This is a genomic window from Oligoflexus sp. (genome assembly GCF_035638955.1).
Taxonomy (GTDB): Bacteria; Bdellovibrionota_B; Oligoflexia; order Oligoflexales; family Oligoflexaceae; genus Oligoflexus.
Genome location: NZ_DASQYZ010000161.1, coordinates 96,532 through 110,278, shown reverse-complemented (window position 1 = coordinate 110,278; position 13,747 = coordinate 96,532). Strand labels below are relative to the sequence as shown.

11 protein-coding genes and 1 tRNA gene are annotated in these 13,747 nt (G+C 51.3%); 5 read left to right on the top strand and 7 right to left on the bottom strand.

All coding sequences use genetic code 11. From position 1 onward, the window contains the following. Window positions 1-8 precede the first annotated feature (8 nt). Window positions 9-821: a J domain-containing protein gene (locus VE954_RS15315; protein ID WP_324954239.1), complete on the bottom strand. Its 813-nt coding sequence runs from the start codon at window positions 819-821 to the stop codon at window positions 9-11. A gap of 107 nt (window positions 822-928) precedes the next feature. Here VE954_RS15315 and VE954_RS15310 point away from each other — a divergent pair, with 107 nt between their 5' ends. Both VE954_RS15310 and VE954_RS15305 read left to right on the top strand, forming a co-directional pair. After that, window positions 929-2,347 carry a pitrilysin family protein gene (locus tag VE954_RS15310; RefSeq protein WP_324954237.1) on the top strand — a complete coding sequence of 473 codons (1,419 nt, stop codon included), beginning with the start codon at window positions 929-931 and terminating at the stop codon, window positions 2,345-2,347. 62 nt (window positions 2,348-2,409) lie between these two features. Beyond that, on the top strand, window positions 2,410-3,075 hold the full coding sequence (locus tag VE954_RS15305; RefSeq protein WP_324954235.1) for a response regulator: 666 nt from the start codon (window positions 2,410-2,412) through the stop codon (window positions 3,073-3,075). Here the strand turns inward: VE954_RS15305 and VE954_RS15300 are convergent. Further along, window positions 3,058-4,923, bottom strand: coding sequence for a sensor histidine kinase (locus VE954_RS15300; protein ID WP_324954233.1), 1,866 nt, complete (start codon window positions 4,921-4,923; stop codon window positions 3,058-3,060). The two genes, VE954_RS15305 and VE954_RS15300, sit on opposite strands and share 18 nt — an antisense overlap. Window positions 4,924-5,224: 301 nt before the next feature. Between VE954_RS15300 and VE954_RS15295 the strand changes: the two genes are divergently transcribed. Further along, entirely contained in the window at window positions 5,225-5,512 is a 288-nt protein-coding gene (locus tag VE954_RS15295; RefSeq protein ID WP_324954231.1) for an RNA-binding protein, read from the top strand. A gap of 120 nt (window positions 5,513-5,632) precedes the next feature. Then, window positions 5,633-5,706, top strand: a tRNA-Arg gene (locus tag VE954_RS15290). A 162-nt stretch (window positions 5,707-5,868) separates the two neighbouring features. On the opposite strand, the gene VE954_RS15285 is transcribed toward VE954_RS15290, so the two are convergent. Further along, the gene (locus VE954_RS15285; RefSeq protein ID WP_324954229.1) at window positions 5,869-6,642 is read right to left on the bottom strand and encodes a hypothetical protein; all 774 of its coding nucleotides are present in this window, start codon (window positions 6,640-6,642) and stop codon (window positions 5,869-5,871) included. Between the two features lie 167 nt (window positions 6,643-6,809). Then, window positions 6,810-8,222 carry a hypothetical protein gene (locus VE954_RS15280; RefSeq protein ID WP_324954227.1) on the bottom strand — a complete coding sequence of 471 codons (1,413 nt, stop codon included), beginning with the start codon at window positions 8,220-8,222 and terminating at the stop codon, window positions 6,810-6,812. 1,190 nt (window positions 8,223-9,412) lie between these two features. Between VE954_RS15280 and VE954_RS15275 the strand changes: the two genes are divergently transcribed. Beyond that, entirely contained in the window at window positions 9,413-9,964 is a 552-nt protein-coding gene (locus tag VE954_RS15275; protein ID WP_324954225.1) for a hypothetical protein, read from the top strand. 399 nt (window positions 9,965-10,363) lie between these two features. On the opposite strand, the gene tnpA is transcribed toward VE954_RS15275, so the two are convergent. The 3 genes from tnpA to VE954_RS15260 all read right to left on the bottom strand — a co-directional run bounded on the left by tnpA (window position 10,364) and on the right by VE954_RS15260 (window position 13,575). Then, window positions 10,364-10,648 carry an IS200/IS605 family transposase gene (gene tnpA, locus VE954_RS15270; protein WP_324954223.1) on the bottom strand — a complete coding sequence of 95 codons (285 nt, stop codon included), beginning with the start codon at window positions 10,646-10,648 and terminating at the stop codon, window positions 10,364-10,366. Further along, window positions 10,639-12,183, bottom strand: a complete 1,545-nt coding sequence (locus tag VE954_RS15265; RefSeq protein ID WP_324954221.1) for a tannase/feruloyl esterase family alpha/beta hydrolase — start codon at window positions 12,181-12,183, stop codon at window positions 10,639-10,641. Before VE954_RS15265 ends, tnpA begins: the two co-directional genes overlap by 10 nt. A gap of 120 nt (window positions 12,184-12,303) precedes the next feature. Then, window positions 12,304-13,575, bottom strand: coding sequence for an AmpG family muropeptide MFS transporter (locus tag VE954_RS15260; protein ID WP_324954219.1), 1,272 nt, complete (start codon window positions 13,573-13,575; stop codon window positions 12,304-12,306). Window positions 13,576-13,747 lie beyond the last annotated feature (172 nt).

The following is a 13,747-nucleotide window of genomic DNA, read 5'->3' as shown; positions in this document are numbered from 1 at the left end:
CCGCGACTTTAGCCCGCTTCGAGATAGTGCTTCAAGCGTTGATAGTGGGTCTGCAGAATAACAAAGTTCTGATCGTCCCCGCCACGATCCGGATGATGGACGAGCGAGAGTTGCAAGAATTTACGCCGCAGGTCCGCGGCACCCGCATCGCGCAATTCCTGAACATCACGCACACCAAAATAATCCATGGCCTGGGCCAGATCCTCAGTCGAATGGATCCGATAGCGTTTCCAAAACGTGCCCAGCATGGTTTCAAGATCCGCTTCGCCATACAATGAGAAATTTTTGAGATCCGCATAATAGCGAAACATGATCGCCTGCTGCGTTTCGCCTGCTATCGAGAGCCAAAAAGCTTCAGCGGCATGCGGCTCGCAAAAAATTTCGGATGTCGCTTGCCCACAGAAAGCGAGCGAGAGCGCATCGAAGGCGCGACACAGTCCCACCCGCCTTGAGCTCGCATAAATGCCCAGCGGGGAAAAACCGAAAAGCGGCAGAACGTCCTGGCCTCGGGCTCTTTGCCAGCTTTCGAGCAAACATTGTCTCAGGTCAGGTTCCACATCCTGGTACGACAGATGAAAGATCTGCTGGAGCTGAGTCGCGCGATGACGCAACGCAAAACTCAGCGCGTGAACTCCCATCCAACCCGCTTGCATCGCTTCTCGATAAAGTTCGGCTGGAACAAATTTTTTTAAAAGGATCTGGTCGGGAATTGCCGGCGGACGAGCCATGGGAAGGTCAACATTTTCGTGACCCTGATGAGAGTCGACCAGGACGGCAAAGAGCTGCTCGATATCCATCCACTGCAAGAGCGCCGCGATCATAAAGAAGTCCCCAGTTATTTCCGTACATTGTATCACAGACCGGTGGCACGGGACCTGCTTCACTTCAGCTGTGCGAACATGTGGACGGCTGCTCCCTGGGAAGTTTTATGCTGCATAATATGATGATAATATTCACACTTTTGGCGTTGGCAGGCAGCCCCACGGTCCTCATGAAGGCTGACGAACTTTCCGTCAAACCAAGGCCTGCACCCTTCACGCTGGATCAGGTGACCGCTTATACTCTGCCTAATGGCTTGAAAGTTTTGCTCTATCCTGATCCGTCCCAGGCGGAATTAACTGTCAACACCGTGTACAAGACGGGAGCCAAACACGAACATCCGGGCGAATATGGAATGGCTCATCTTCTGGAGCATCTGATTTTCAAGAGCACCCGGAATCATCCTAATATTCCACAGGAACTGGAACGTCGTGGCGCCCGATTCAACGCCAACACCAACGCTGATCGCACCAGCTATTATATGTCCCTGCCTGTGACGGCGGATACCTTGGACTTTGCCCTGGCGCTTGAAGCCGAACGCATGACCGGGGCCATCCTAACTGATACTGCCCTTCAAGCTGAACTTCCTTTAGTGAAAAAAGAATACGAGCAAAGCCATGGAACGGGTTTTCAACCCCTGCTCAAAGCCATGCTGCAGATCACCTATCCGCATCACGCTTATGGGCGCGACACGCTTGGGATCAACGAGGGCGTGCTGCAGACCCGTATTGAAAATTTGCGGGCGTTTTACCAGAGGCGTTACGGACCCAATCGTGCGGTGCTCAGTCTGGGAGGGCGCTTTGCCCTTGATGATGCGAAACGTCTGATTGAAAAATATTTTGCCTCCGTCTCCAGTCTTGCGAAAGATCCGGATGTCGAGCCGCCGCCACCTCAACCGCAACGAAGTGAACGGCAGATCATTGTGCCTCGACCGGGTGGTCCAGCGTATGTCGGCGTTCTCTATCGCGCCATGCCAGGTGCCGATTCACGATTCGTCGCCGCGCAGGCTTTGGTGCATTGCCTGGCGGGTGGTGCACACAGTATTTTACACAAGGAGCTGGTGGATCGTGGTTGGGCGGGCGACGTGTTCGGCTTTGTCCAGCAATCCGTTGGCGAGGGCTTTATCGCCTTCATGGCTCAACCCGCACCGGGCCGGGATCCCGTTCAGCTGATGCAAAAACTCGCCACCAGTTTGGAGACAGGATCGACCTCGTGCAAGGACCATGATCTGGCTCATTTTCAAAAAGAAAACCATAGCGGCTGGTCGACGCTGCTGCAGGATTCCCGTTCCCTCACCATCCAGCTGGGAGAATATGAAGTGCTCGGTGATTGGCGCATGATAGCCAGTGAACAGCAGACGGGACTCAAGCTTCAGATGCGTGACCTGAACGAAGCGGCACGCTGGATTACAGCCCACACACGCACAGCGGGTGTGCTGGATCCTCGCCCTTTAGTGCCTCTGCCTGCAGGTCTGCAGTCCAGCCTTCCACCCAAGCCCGTGGGTTCGCGCCTCTTCCGACAGCCTTGACCTTGTTTCTAGACGTCCCACTCATCCCTATTCTATAATCGGACCAACCAGGTGGGTGGTATATGGAACAAGGCCGCGTTCTTCTGCTCGATGATGACCGGGAAATTCTTGAAATCTGCAGTGAAATTCTGACTGTTCAGGGTTTTGAAACCAGTCTTTTTGAAGATCCGCAAGAGTCTATCCAGGCTCTGGTCGCCGGGCAGCAGACGGATGTGATCATAACGGATTTTCGCATGCCTGCCATGAATGGCCTGCAATTTCTGGAGCAGGTGACCCGCCATCATATTCGCAAGCCCGTGATCATGTTTACCGGGGTCGCCGATAAAGAGCTGGCTATCAAAGCTTTGAATGCCGGCTGCTATGCGCTGCTGGAAAAACCCGTGCGGAATCAGGAACTCGTGCATTATACCGAACAGGCGATGATCTCCAGTCGATGGGAAAACATCTCGACCCGCTTGCTTCATGAATGCCGGGATCTGATTGGTCTCTTGCGGAATCTTTCCACGGTTTATGAAACCCGATTTACGCAGGCCGAGAATATTATTTATCATCATAAGGCGGGTGTTCAACCCAAGCCGGCTGAGATCCAGGGCTACCTGAAGAATGTCGCGCAGGGGGTATCCATTGAAACGGAAATTCAACAGGCCAACCAGCTGGTCGAGGCGTTGAGCCGGGAACATGCGGCGCTGCAGGACCGCGAGAGTCGCTCATCAACCGGCTCGTTTTAGAGTCACGGTAAACTGGGTCCAATGATCATCTGGAAAATCTTCCTCAGCCTGCGACTTCACTTCGATACAACCACCAAATTTTTGAACATAGCGCTGCGCCAAAGGCAGGCCGAGTCCGGTGCCTTTTTCGCCGACGGTTCCTTTGCGGCTGGTCTTGCAGCTATGCGAGAAGAGCTTGAGAATCAATGTTTTAGGAATGCCAATCCCATGATCTTTGATCTGAACCGCGATTTTTTCCTGATCCGTCATCACGATCGAAATATCAATCCGGTTTTCCGCCTTGGAAAATTTGATGGCGTTCATAAGTATGTTATGGAAGATGGTATTTTCCAGCACCGTACGCTCGGCCAGCACCATGACCGTGGCTGGAATATCGGCTTGCAGCGTGATCTGAATCTGCTTGGCATCGGCTTTGGATTTCAGCACGTCCAGAGTGGAATGAATCGTCGCCAGGAGGGGGACTGGTTTTAAAACCAGATCCAGTTTGCCCGCTTCAATGGCTTCGAGTTCCTTGACCACTTTCAGGATGGATTGAGCCGACAGAGCAGCTTTGCTAATTTTTTCAAAGGACTTTTGGGCTTTGGGCTCCAAACCGGCCTTGCCGGATTGCAGTTCGGCCATGGATTGAATGATGAAGAGAGGGCCCGACAGATCATGGGTCAGCACCTGCAGCAAAGCCTGGGCCTCCTGCAGCTTATATTCCTTCTCATCCTTATCCATGGTCAAGGAGCGCAGCCGGTCCTGGATCCCAAAAGGCATCAGGAGGAGTTGCAGAGCGGCGCCGGTCATGATGCAAAGTACGGGATCCAGAGGGTCGGTGTTGATATCGAGGGAACCCAAAAGTGTGACGGTGGACCCCAATAGAAAAAGCCCCAAACCTCCCACATAAAACCGGGCCGAACGGATGTCCTGCCACGAGAGTCGCAGTCCGATGGTCACGAGGGAAATCAGCGCCACGATCAGGGATATCTGACTGAGGAAGAGCAGACTGCGGTCGGTATCGAGGCAGGCGGCCACCGCCACCAGACCCAGCGCGGCCAGGGATTGTCCGCGCAGGATCAGGTAGAACCGGCGCTTGTGATATCGTACGTGGAGAACCAGCATGGACAGTTCCAGGAGGCCCAGGATGGCCATCTGCGCGGTCAGCATCATATGACGTTCGAACCAGTCGGTCAGCTGTGGCGAAAGAATGGATCCGAATAATCCGCTCAGGTTCAGGAGCAGCGGCAGCAGGGTAAAACTATAGAAGGCATAGACCAGCAGCATCTGATGCCCCAGGGTCGCAAACAGCAAAAGGGCAGAAACCATCATGATGGCAATGCCGCCCAGGATCAATCCCGCGAGGAACGTAAATCGACTGTCCTCGATTTCCCTTTGAGTTGACGGAATGAGTTGAAAGTTGGCCATATCGAGAAACGAAGAAACACCCAGATAATAGGTCGTCATGCCTGGAGCCAGCGTCAGGTCCATGCGCATCCGGCGAAATTCGGCGTCCGGCGAGCGATCCCTGCGGCTGATCATTTCCTGCGGGGATGGGTTCGCAAGATCGGACGAGGGTTCGACGAGGACCAGCCTATGGGTGGCGGGATCCAGCGAATTGAGTTGCAAGGTCGCGGCGGATGATGTGCGGTTATCCACACGCAATCGGAACCAGCGTAAGGGGGAGCCCTTTTCATCCTGGTCCTTGCGGGCTTCAAAGGGATAAGCGCCCAGGGCTTCCAGCTGGCCGGTGGCAATGAATACGGAAGGTTCCAGACCGTCCCAGATGATGATGGAATTTTCACTTGCCGCCTGGGCCCGAGTGCCCAGAATTAGCAGGATAAAAATAATTTTTTGGAATGACATCATCAATATTCTCCCCCAGTGCTGTCGACCAGTTCCTTGAAAAGTTCAATGAGTCTTTGGTAAGATAATGCTTTATTACCGAACAAAAAGAGTTGGCGTTTTATTTTGCGATTGTTCTTTGACAGAAGCGTGATAGAATAATAAGAAAGCCAGAGTTCAATTGGAAAAGTCGCCTCGCAAGCGTCCTCATGAAGGTCAAGCAACCGTTGTCTCTTTTTCCCTTATCATTATGAATTCAGGTTTTCCGTGAAACTGTCCCCACAGTTTTCGCTTTTTAAGACTCTTTTGTTAAGGTTTTGTTAGTATGAGTAAAAAGTTGTTTATCGGTGGCTTGAATTTTAAAACCAGCGAAGAAGGTTTGCGGAACGTGTTCGAATCCATCGGTCCGGTTGACGAGGTGAAGATCGTCATGGACTACGAAACGGGTCGTTCCAAAGGCTTTGGTTTTGTAACCTTTGCTGATGCTGCTCACGCCAGCGAAGCCATCGCGCAATTTGATGGTCAGGAAGTCGATGGACGCCAGGTCAAGGTCAATGAAGCCATCGACAATAGAAAGCGTGGTCCACGCGACGCGCGTTCCGAACGTTTTTGATCGAAAGTAGTCTCAGGATTATTTTTGTTTCAAATATTCAAGAGGCACAGGGTCAGTCCCTGTGCCTTTTCTCTTTTCGGGTTGACCCAGAGACGCTGTTCCGATAGGGTTAGCGAAATTGGTCGGTTAGCTCAGCTGGATAGAGTACCTGGCTTCGAACCAGTAGGTCGGGGGTTCGAATCCCTCACCGACCGCTTTTTTCTTTTTTTATACCCTAATTAAGTTGTATAAATCTGGCGTATTGCCAGATGCGATGCAGACCCCGGGCAGCGAGATGCTGGCGGGGTCCGGCTCACACGCCGCTTGCGTTTCGAGCACGAGACTCACCCTCAGGTCTGCACGATTATGGATGACCATCATTCTTTTGAGAGACTTATGGAGCCTTTGAGGTTCCACTTTTCCGTTCTGGAATCCCTCACATAATATTTTCCAATCAGTCTCGCGCCTGAAGCTTTCATCTGGAAAATCCGGCCGGCGGAGTTCCCCTTGAAAGGCACGCCGTCGTCAAAGAGAATTGAATTCCCATCTGGCATAAGCCGAATAAAATCGAGTTTTCCGCTGCGAACGAAAGTGTCAGTCATACCATTGGGTCTTTCAATGTTCATGGACTGTCGCCCTGTGAAAGCTGCTTCGCGTATTTCACCTTGCAGGCTGTATTCCGCAGGAATGGTCTCCCCGGTGATAAGAATGATGCTTCCACGGTATGTCCCACTCAATTCTTCAACGAGCTCAGGTGATGTTAGGGGTCTTGCAGTGGTCCAGTTGAGCTCGGGGTCTTCGAGTGTTGGAAGTGCTTTGTTGTCCATCTCGTTAGGATGAGGGCTTGGGGTTGACAAGGGTTGCGGTTCTTCTTCTGTTCCCTGGCCTGCGGGCGTCATGGCTTCATGCGAGGATCCGCTTGGGGCTGCAGAGCCATGGTCAGCTGCTGCGGAATCCTGGATCCGGTTTTCTCGATCCTCTGGCTTGGGCTCACTTAACTCTGATGCGATCTCATTATTTTCATAAGACTGCCTTTTCTCAGCAACGGCCAACTCTTTTTCAGGACCGTCGGTTTCATCTGCGCGATTGAAGTGATAGACGCCCCACACGAGGCCCATGACAACACCAGTGAGAATAATGAATTTATACATGAACTGCCTTCATCTCGAGATTGTTATGAATTCGGTTGTTGTAGCCGAACTTGGAAGCCTAGGGCAAAATAAAAAACCCCCAAACCTCGCGGCTCAAGGGGCGTTCGACAGTCTTACTTTTCTTAGCTTAACCGAGGCGTTCGCACAACTACAGCCAACATCCGCTATTAATTGCGACCGGGACGAACAATAATCTTATCATCCGAATCGTCAGGCGATGTCTTTGGAGTATGGCTGAAGTCGATAGGAGTCTTGTCTTCATAGTCTTTGGGATTGCCAAAATCCATCTTTTCAAGGTCCTTCAGTTCATCAAGTTTCGTTGTCTTTTCATCCTGCGGATCTTGCATCTGACCCCCGGTAAGCTTGAATGTCTTATGCTTCTGGCAGAAAGCTGGACCAAAGTATTTCGCATTACAGATGCCTTTTCTCAAAAGACCCTGGGCTTCCTTCTTGCGCTGTTCTGTAGTTTTGTTGGGGCCGTCAGGGTTATATGACTTGTTTGTATCCCTTGAGACCTGTTCTTTGTACGTTTCAAAAAGACATTTTTCCACAGGGTTGAGACCAACCTGATCGTAAGACGCCAACATCTCTCCAGGCTTCGTCACTGGCGAAGGGTCTCCAGCATAGGAGCCGACGAATTTATGATCGATTTTCCCAGTCTTATCAGAATTACTGGAAGGCGGTGGGGGCGACTTGCTGCTTTTGTCGGAACTGCAATGGGAAGTGCATTTGGAATCGTCTTTGCTACCTGTATCAGACGACTTTTCATCCGACTTTTTAGGTTTAGGAATGAAGTCTTCGTTGATAATATCGCGCGAGAAGCTGCTTCCGCACTTGGGCTGGTCTTTCTCACACATAATGTCTGGACTGACAGTTGTCACATTGGGATTCGCTGCGCCCAACTTATAAGCAACGTCATAAATTTTCTTGGCTTCTTTATCGCCTATCGGCCCTGTTTCAACCGATGTTCCTTTTGATGTTCTATGATCCACTCCAGCTTCGTGAGCAAGGTTTGCAGCTCCCTTTATTCCAAAATCCAATCCGAATTTTCCTAAGAAACTTGTTTCGCTGGCGGCCTCGGTCGTCGTCTTAATTCCAGCAGCACTGTCCTTTGCCTCACGAACAGCTGCAGTACCATTTTCTCGGCCAGCTTTATCCCTTGCCGCAGCGCCCCAGTCATGGCGGTGCCAGCCGTCCTGTTTGCTATAGCGATATTCCAAGTGCCAGTAACCACCTTCAGTCGAAGTAGGTCCACCGCCTACTTTATGTCCATGAAGCTCAATTTTTAAATCAACCAGATTCTGCAAAGCTTCATCAACACATTTTCCCGCAGACTCTGCCATGCCAAAATTCAGAAGTCTTGCGGTACAGTTCGTAATGTCAGTGCGGCTTGTAAATAGACAGAACGCCGTTGCTGCCGCTGTCTCCTTTTCTTCCTCAGCGCATAATGGAATTTCTTCAACATCAGCCTCTTCATCAGTATTCGCACAATGGGCTGCACCAAAAGGAACCTTATGAGCAAAACCTGTTACAGGCATGATGCTGAGAATTGCTAGCGGCAAATATGCAAGTCGCTTCATGGCGTATCCAGCTCCTAGAGCAGTTTAGAGACAGCAGTCGCCAGGTTAATATCGCTCGATTGAAGTATTGTCAAAGAATATGACCGTTTAACCGGCAAAACATGTACTCCTCACCTTCACAGTCTTAATTGCCTTACGTCCTCAAAGCTGTATCAAAAACGAAGGTATTTATTCCAGCGCCAAATTTGAGCACGCTGCTTCCAGCTCCATGTTCATCCATGGCTCCTGCACGCCGAACAGAAATACACTTCACCAGCCCTTTTACCATCTCATGCCTCAATATCCGCAAGCCTCCCGACTCCTTGTGGGGCAGGGTCACTAACCAGAGAGGATTTATGAGCGAGCAGTAGCACCAGTCTAACCCGAACACCAGGCCCAAAGGGTACCTATCTCAAGGTTATGGAAGTCAAACGAAACTCACTCGACATGGCAATTGCTGAGCTTGATGAAACCATTCGACAACGCGGTGACTATCTTATGTGGCGCAATAATAAAGACAAGAATGAAAAGAAAGTTAGTATGTCAACAAGAGCCATAGTGGCCAACGGCGCAATTTTTCTTGCTCATTGGATTTTATACTTTTTCACTATGCAAATTGCTCAGCGGAACCTGGAGTCGGCCGTACATCGGTTAATAATCTTGGCTTTAGGCTTTTTTGTGGTGACATACGGGTTAATGGTCGTACGTCGACGATATAGTTCTCTGTTCGAATAACCAGGCCCGGTAGTAATTCAGTTGGTCCGTAAAGCTATCTAGTATCCAGCCATTCATCGTTCCTATTCCAGGCACAACCAGGTTTAACCACATGCGTGAGAACATGGGGGCAGGCAACGTCCAGTTAAGCGCCGAAGACATGAGAGAGCTCGAAGAAGGTTTCTCGAACATTCAGATCGTTGGGAAACGGGCTCCAGAAGCATTGATCGCCGTTCACGATATTGGCGTAAATATAGGGTCAAGTTCCAAGGGAACGCATGGAGTTTCACCGCTTCCAGCAACTAAAAAGTAGAGATTCTGAATATCAAGGCACCGGTGATCGTGCTGCTATCTCGAACGAAGTCGGATGTGGGCTCCTGAGTGCAGGTGCTGGTCTCCCCAGGGGGGTTTTCCCCTGGCCCGTTTCCTGCAATGGCATTTGCCGATGCTGGTCATCTGTGAACGGCATTGTAAACATGGATAGAAGGGGCATTAATATGCAAACAGAGACCACAACCCCAGGTGCCAAAAAACAGAAAAAAGCAGGGAAAACCGACAAATCCCGCCCAACGCGCAAAAAAGTTACTGCGGCGAAAGACGGTAGTAGCAACTCAAAAAGATCAGGCGCATCTTCTGCAAAAAAATCGTCCGTGGCCGCCTCATCCGCGGCGTCAACTCAAAATAAACGGAAAAAAACTAGCAGCAAGAATGCTCGAGCGACCCATGAAAAGCATTCTGCGAAAAATGCGACCCAGGACCTTTTGGAATCAATTTCAGAAACTCAGGAGACTCCTTCCCAAAAGCAGCAGCCTCATGAAAAAAATCATTCGCAAAATGGTAAAGGGAAGCTTGGGAGTTTGGAATCCTGGCCCCATCTAAGTCTCACCTTACATAACTTTGAAGATAATGCCCGTAACTCATGGGAGCACATCTCGGAAAATTTGCGAGGGAAACTCTACGATGTTGATGGCACGATAAAAAAGAAGCCCTATGCCTACGTCATAGGGGCGCTTGGCGTTGGGATTGCGTTTGCGACTGTCCTTTTATAATGACAGCAGTTGGGGCTGGGAAGATGGGCACACCACTCGGACCCACGATCTATGCAAATTCCCGAAGCGGCGAGTTACCAAAGTTCGCCGATAGGGACTGCATACAGACTCTGCCTGAATATTTTATGCTCAGGTGAAGATTACTTCTTGATATGGTCAATAAATGCGCGAAGCTTCGGCAAGACCTGAGACCCTTTAGGATAATACAAATAAAAGCCGTTTCCTTTACAGGCATATGGCCTGAGTACGACTTCAAGTTGTCCCGTCCTTAACTGATCTTCTATCGGATTGTCGGCAAGTACTCCAGCCATAGCCCGTCCCGAGCCGGCGAGGAACCAGACGGGTTTGGCTGGTGGTGAAACAGGGCTGCCGTGATCCGAGCCAAGCGAGGTGAGCGGCCTATTCCACTTCGGCCTGATTTTCAATGTATTGCTTGAGCACTGAAAGTGGAGCGCCGCCAACGGTCAGAAGGCAATACGTCCTGCTCCAAAAAATCGGCTTCCAATAATATTTTTGAATGTGTTCGGCAAATTCCTTGCGGATAATGCGGGAGCTTACCGTTTTCAGATTGCCCACGAGTTTGGATGGCTGCGCCTTTGGATTGAGTGCCATCAAAATATGGACATGATCAGCCTCGCCATTGAATTCCAAAAGACAGCAATCGGTGGAGCAGTTCATTGACATGAAAACGATTCGTGATGGTCGACGTTACCTTTACCATTCCAGCGGGCGCGCTCGGGATAGGGGCAAAGCGGGCGGGTTCTTTGCACCTTATTTTTTGGATTATCGCCCTGAAATTGAGTGGCGATCAGAACGTCTGGCGCTCGTCCCTTTTCCACCCACTCCAAGAGCGCTTGCAGGGCATCATGTTGCGGGTCTTCCGGGGCCCCTTGATTATCGACGCCATTAAAGATGTGAGGGCCGGCTCCTGTCAGGCAATGGCCCATGCCCGGAACCATGAAAAGCCGATAGAAGTCCTGCGCCTTGGGATACTTTTTTAACACCTGCGTGTAGTAATCGATCGCATGCTGCGCGGGAACAGCTGCATCCGCCCAGCCGTGGTAATGAATGATTTTGGAGTGCGTGGGTGAAAGTTGGGTGCGGTCGGCATTCAGGATAGCAGCCAATTCCCGATCGGCCTTGGCCACGGCCTCCCTGATAGGAAGCTGTAGAATATCCTGCCTGGGATTTTGATACACCATCGGTCCGAAGAAAGCGTAGGCGAGGCCCTTCGCAAGAGGCTCAGGTGCGCCCCACATGGTGGGTCCGGTAAACCAGGTCGGCCATTGAAAAGCTCCAGCCTCAAAGCCTTGTGTAAAACGAAAACCATGAACGCCCGGGGGACCATCGTAAATGGCCTGCACGGCGGCGATTTGAGTTTTCGACAGACAGTCTGTTGAACCTGGGCACAGAAGGCTTTTCAAGTTCGGCTGACAGGTGGCCAGAGGATCGATGATCCCATCCTTTAATCCATCAGCGGCATCACATTGCCGGAGAGCCTCACGACTCAGGGCCTGGATGTGGGGCTGCTGCAGCTTATCAGGAAGTTTGGCAAGGACCTGATGGACGTGAAGCAGAGCGGTGAATCCATGCGTCCAACGCAAGGCCGCGGCGCCGGCAAGGATGCCATCAAAATCCTCGGGATAACGCTGCGCTTCCATAAGCCCCTCGCGCCCACCGTCCGAGCAGCCCGTCATATACCGATAGGTTGCGGCTTTGCCATAGAATTTTTTCACGATGCCCTGGGCGACTTGATTGGTTTCATGCACAGCCCGATGACCAAAATCCACGATTTTTTCAGGCTGTCCGATCGACCAAAGTGTGTCGTCATCATAGGCCTTATGCCCGTTGTCAGTCCCGGCGACGGCAAAACCACGTTTGAGATAATGAGCGAGCGTATGATGATGGATGGTTCCGGCAAAGCCACCATTACCAATCTGCAGATAGCGACCATTCCAGTTTTTTACCGGCAGCCAGATTTCGATGCCTATGTCGGATGCTGGTCGAGGCCTGTACTGCAGCAGGAGCCGACAGAAAGCGGGTAGGCCCGTAATCTTGAGCTCGCTGCGGAAGGTCGCTTCACGCGCCGGGATGGTCAAGGACCCTTGTTCAATGCTCTGGAGGATGGCCGATGGATAGGCTTGCAAGGTCTCACAGGCCGCAGCTGAGGCTCCGGTTGCATGGGCCCACAGCAGAACAGTAAGAATGAAAGCGCGCATCAGGCACTCCCAAATCAAAGGTGATGAATTTTGATGCAATCTCCCATCTTGTTCGATCTTATAACAAACTAAATTCAAGATATGAAGGCGGTTTTAGAACCGCCATTTTGAATAATTTGTTTAAGAGAGTGAAGAATTTGTGGAGGCCTGGGGGGGAATGGCGGCGACGTGATCGCGGCGCCAGGGAGCGAAACGGGCTAACAGGATCATGCCCGGAATGGCAATGACGGTGCAGAAGGTAAAAAACCAAAACCAGCCGAAACTGCTTGCCAAAAACCCTGTGACGGAACTGAGGAGCACCCGCGGCACACCCATTAAACTGGTAAGAAGCGCATATTGTGTGGCGGTAAAACGTTTGTTGGCCAGACTTGCCATGAAGGCAACGAACGCCGCCGTTCCCATTCCTGACGCCAGGTTTTCAAAGGAGATCACAGCACCGAGCGTAACAATATCATGCCCACGTGCGGCGAGGATCGCAAAACCTGCGGTCGATGCCATCTGCAGAAATCCACAGAGCCAGAGCGCGCGGTTGATACCGGTCTTCAAAAGAACCACGCCTCCAAAAAAGCCACCAAGCAAAGTGGCCCAAAAGCCGAAGAGTTTCACGATCGCACCCACCTCAGTCTTGCTGAAACCAAGGTCCAAATAAAAAGGTGTCGTCAACGCGGCGGCAAGATTATCGCCTACTTTATAGAGCAGGATAAAGCACAGCATCAGCCAGGCTTGATCACGGGCGAAGTATTCTTTGAAGGGTTCCACGACGGATTCACGCAGAGTACGCGGCGGTGTTTCGGTCACCACGGGTTCGGGCGTAAATAATGTGTTGATGATGGCGGGAATGATGCAACAGCCCATAATAAAAAAGACCATGGGCCAGGACAGAATATCGGCCAGAATCAAGCCGCCGCCGCTTACGGCCAGCATGCCGAGGCGATAGCCGTAAATATAGTAGGATGATCCCAGACCCAGTTCGGCTGTTCTCAGATCCTCGCGGCGAAAGGCATCGATCACGATATCCTGACTGGCACTAAAAAATGTCACCAGGAAAGCCATCCCGACGAAGAGCCACAATCCAATGGTTCCCTGAGCCGGGTTGGTGAACCCCATACCCCAAATGGCCAGCATGAGCAGCACCTGCGTGGTCAGGATCCAGCCTCGACGACGACCCAGAAAGGGCAGGGCGTACCGGTCGAACAGCGGTGCCCAGATGAATTTCAAAGTGTAAGGCAGTCCGACCAGCGACATCAGACCGATATTTTCCAGGCTCACCGACGCATCTTTCGCCCGCGCCTGCAAAAGAGTAATCGTGATCAAAAGCGGCAGGCCCGAGGCCATACCCATAATAAAGGCCGTGATGAGGCGGCGATTGACAAGCTGGTTCAGGGGCAACATAGGCCGTCTTTCAATAAATGATTGAAATTTCCATTCTACCAAAACTCCCATCCAACGGAAAGTTTTCGTCAGAAATATCTGCCAACAGGTTCCCAGGCCTGTGTCAACGGACGAGACACTGTCGGCTTTATCTCCGCATTTTCAACGCTGGAACCAGCCAGCATCATACTCC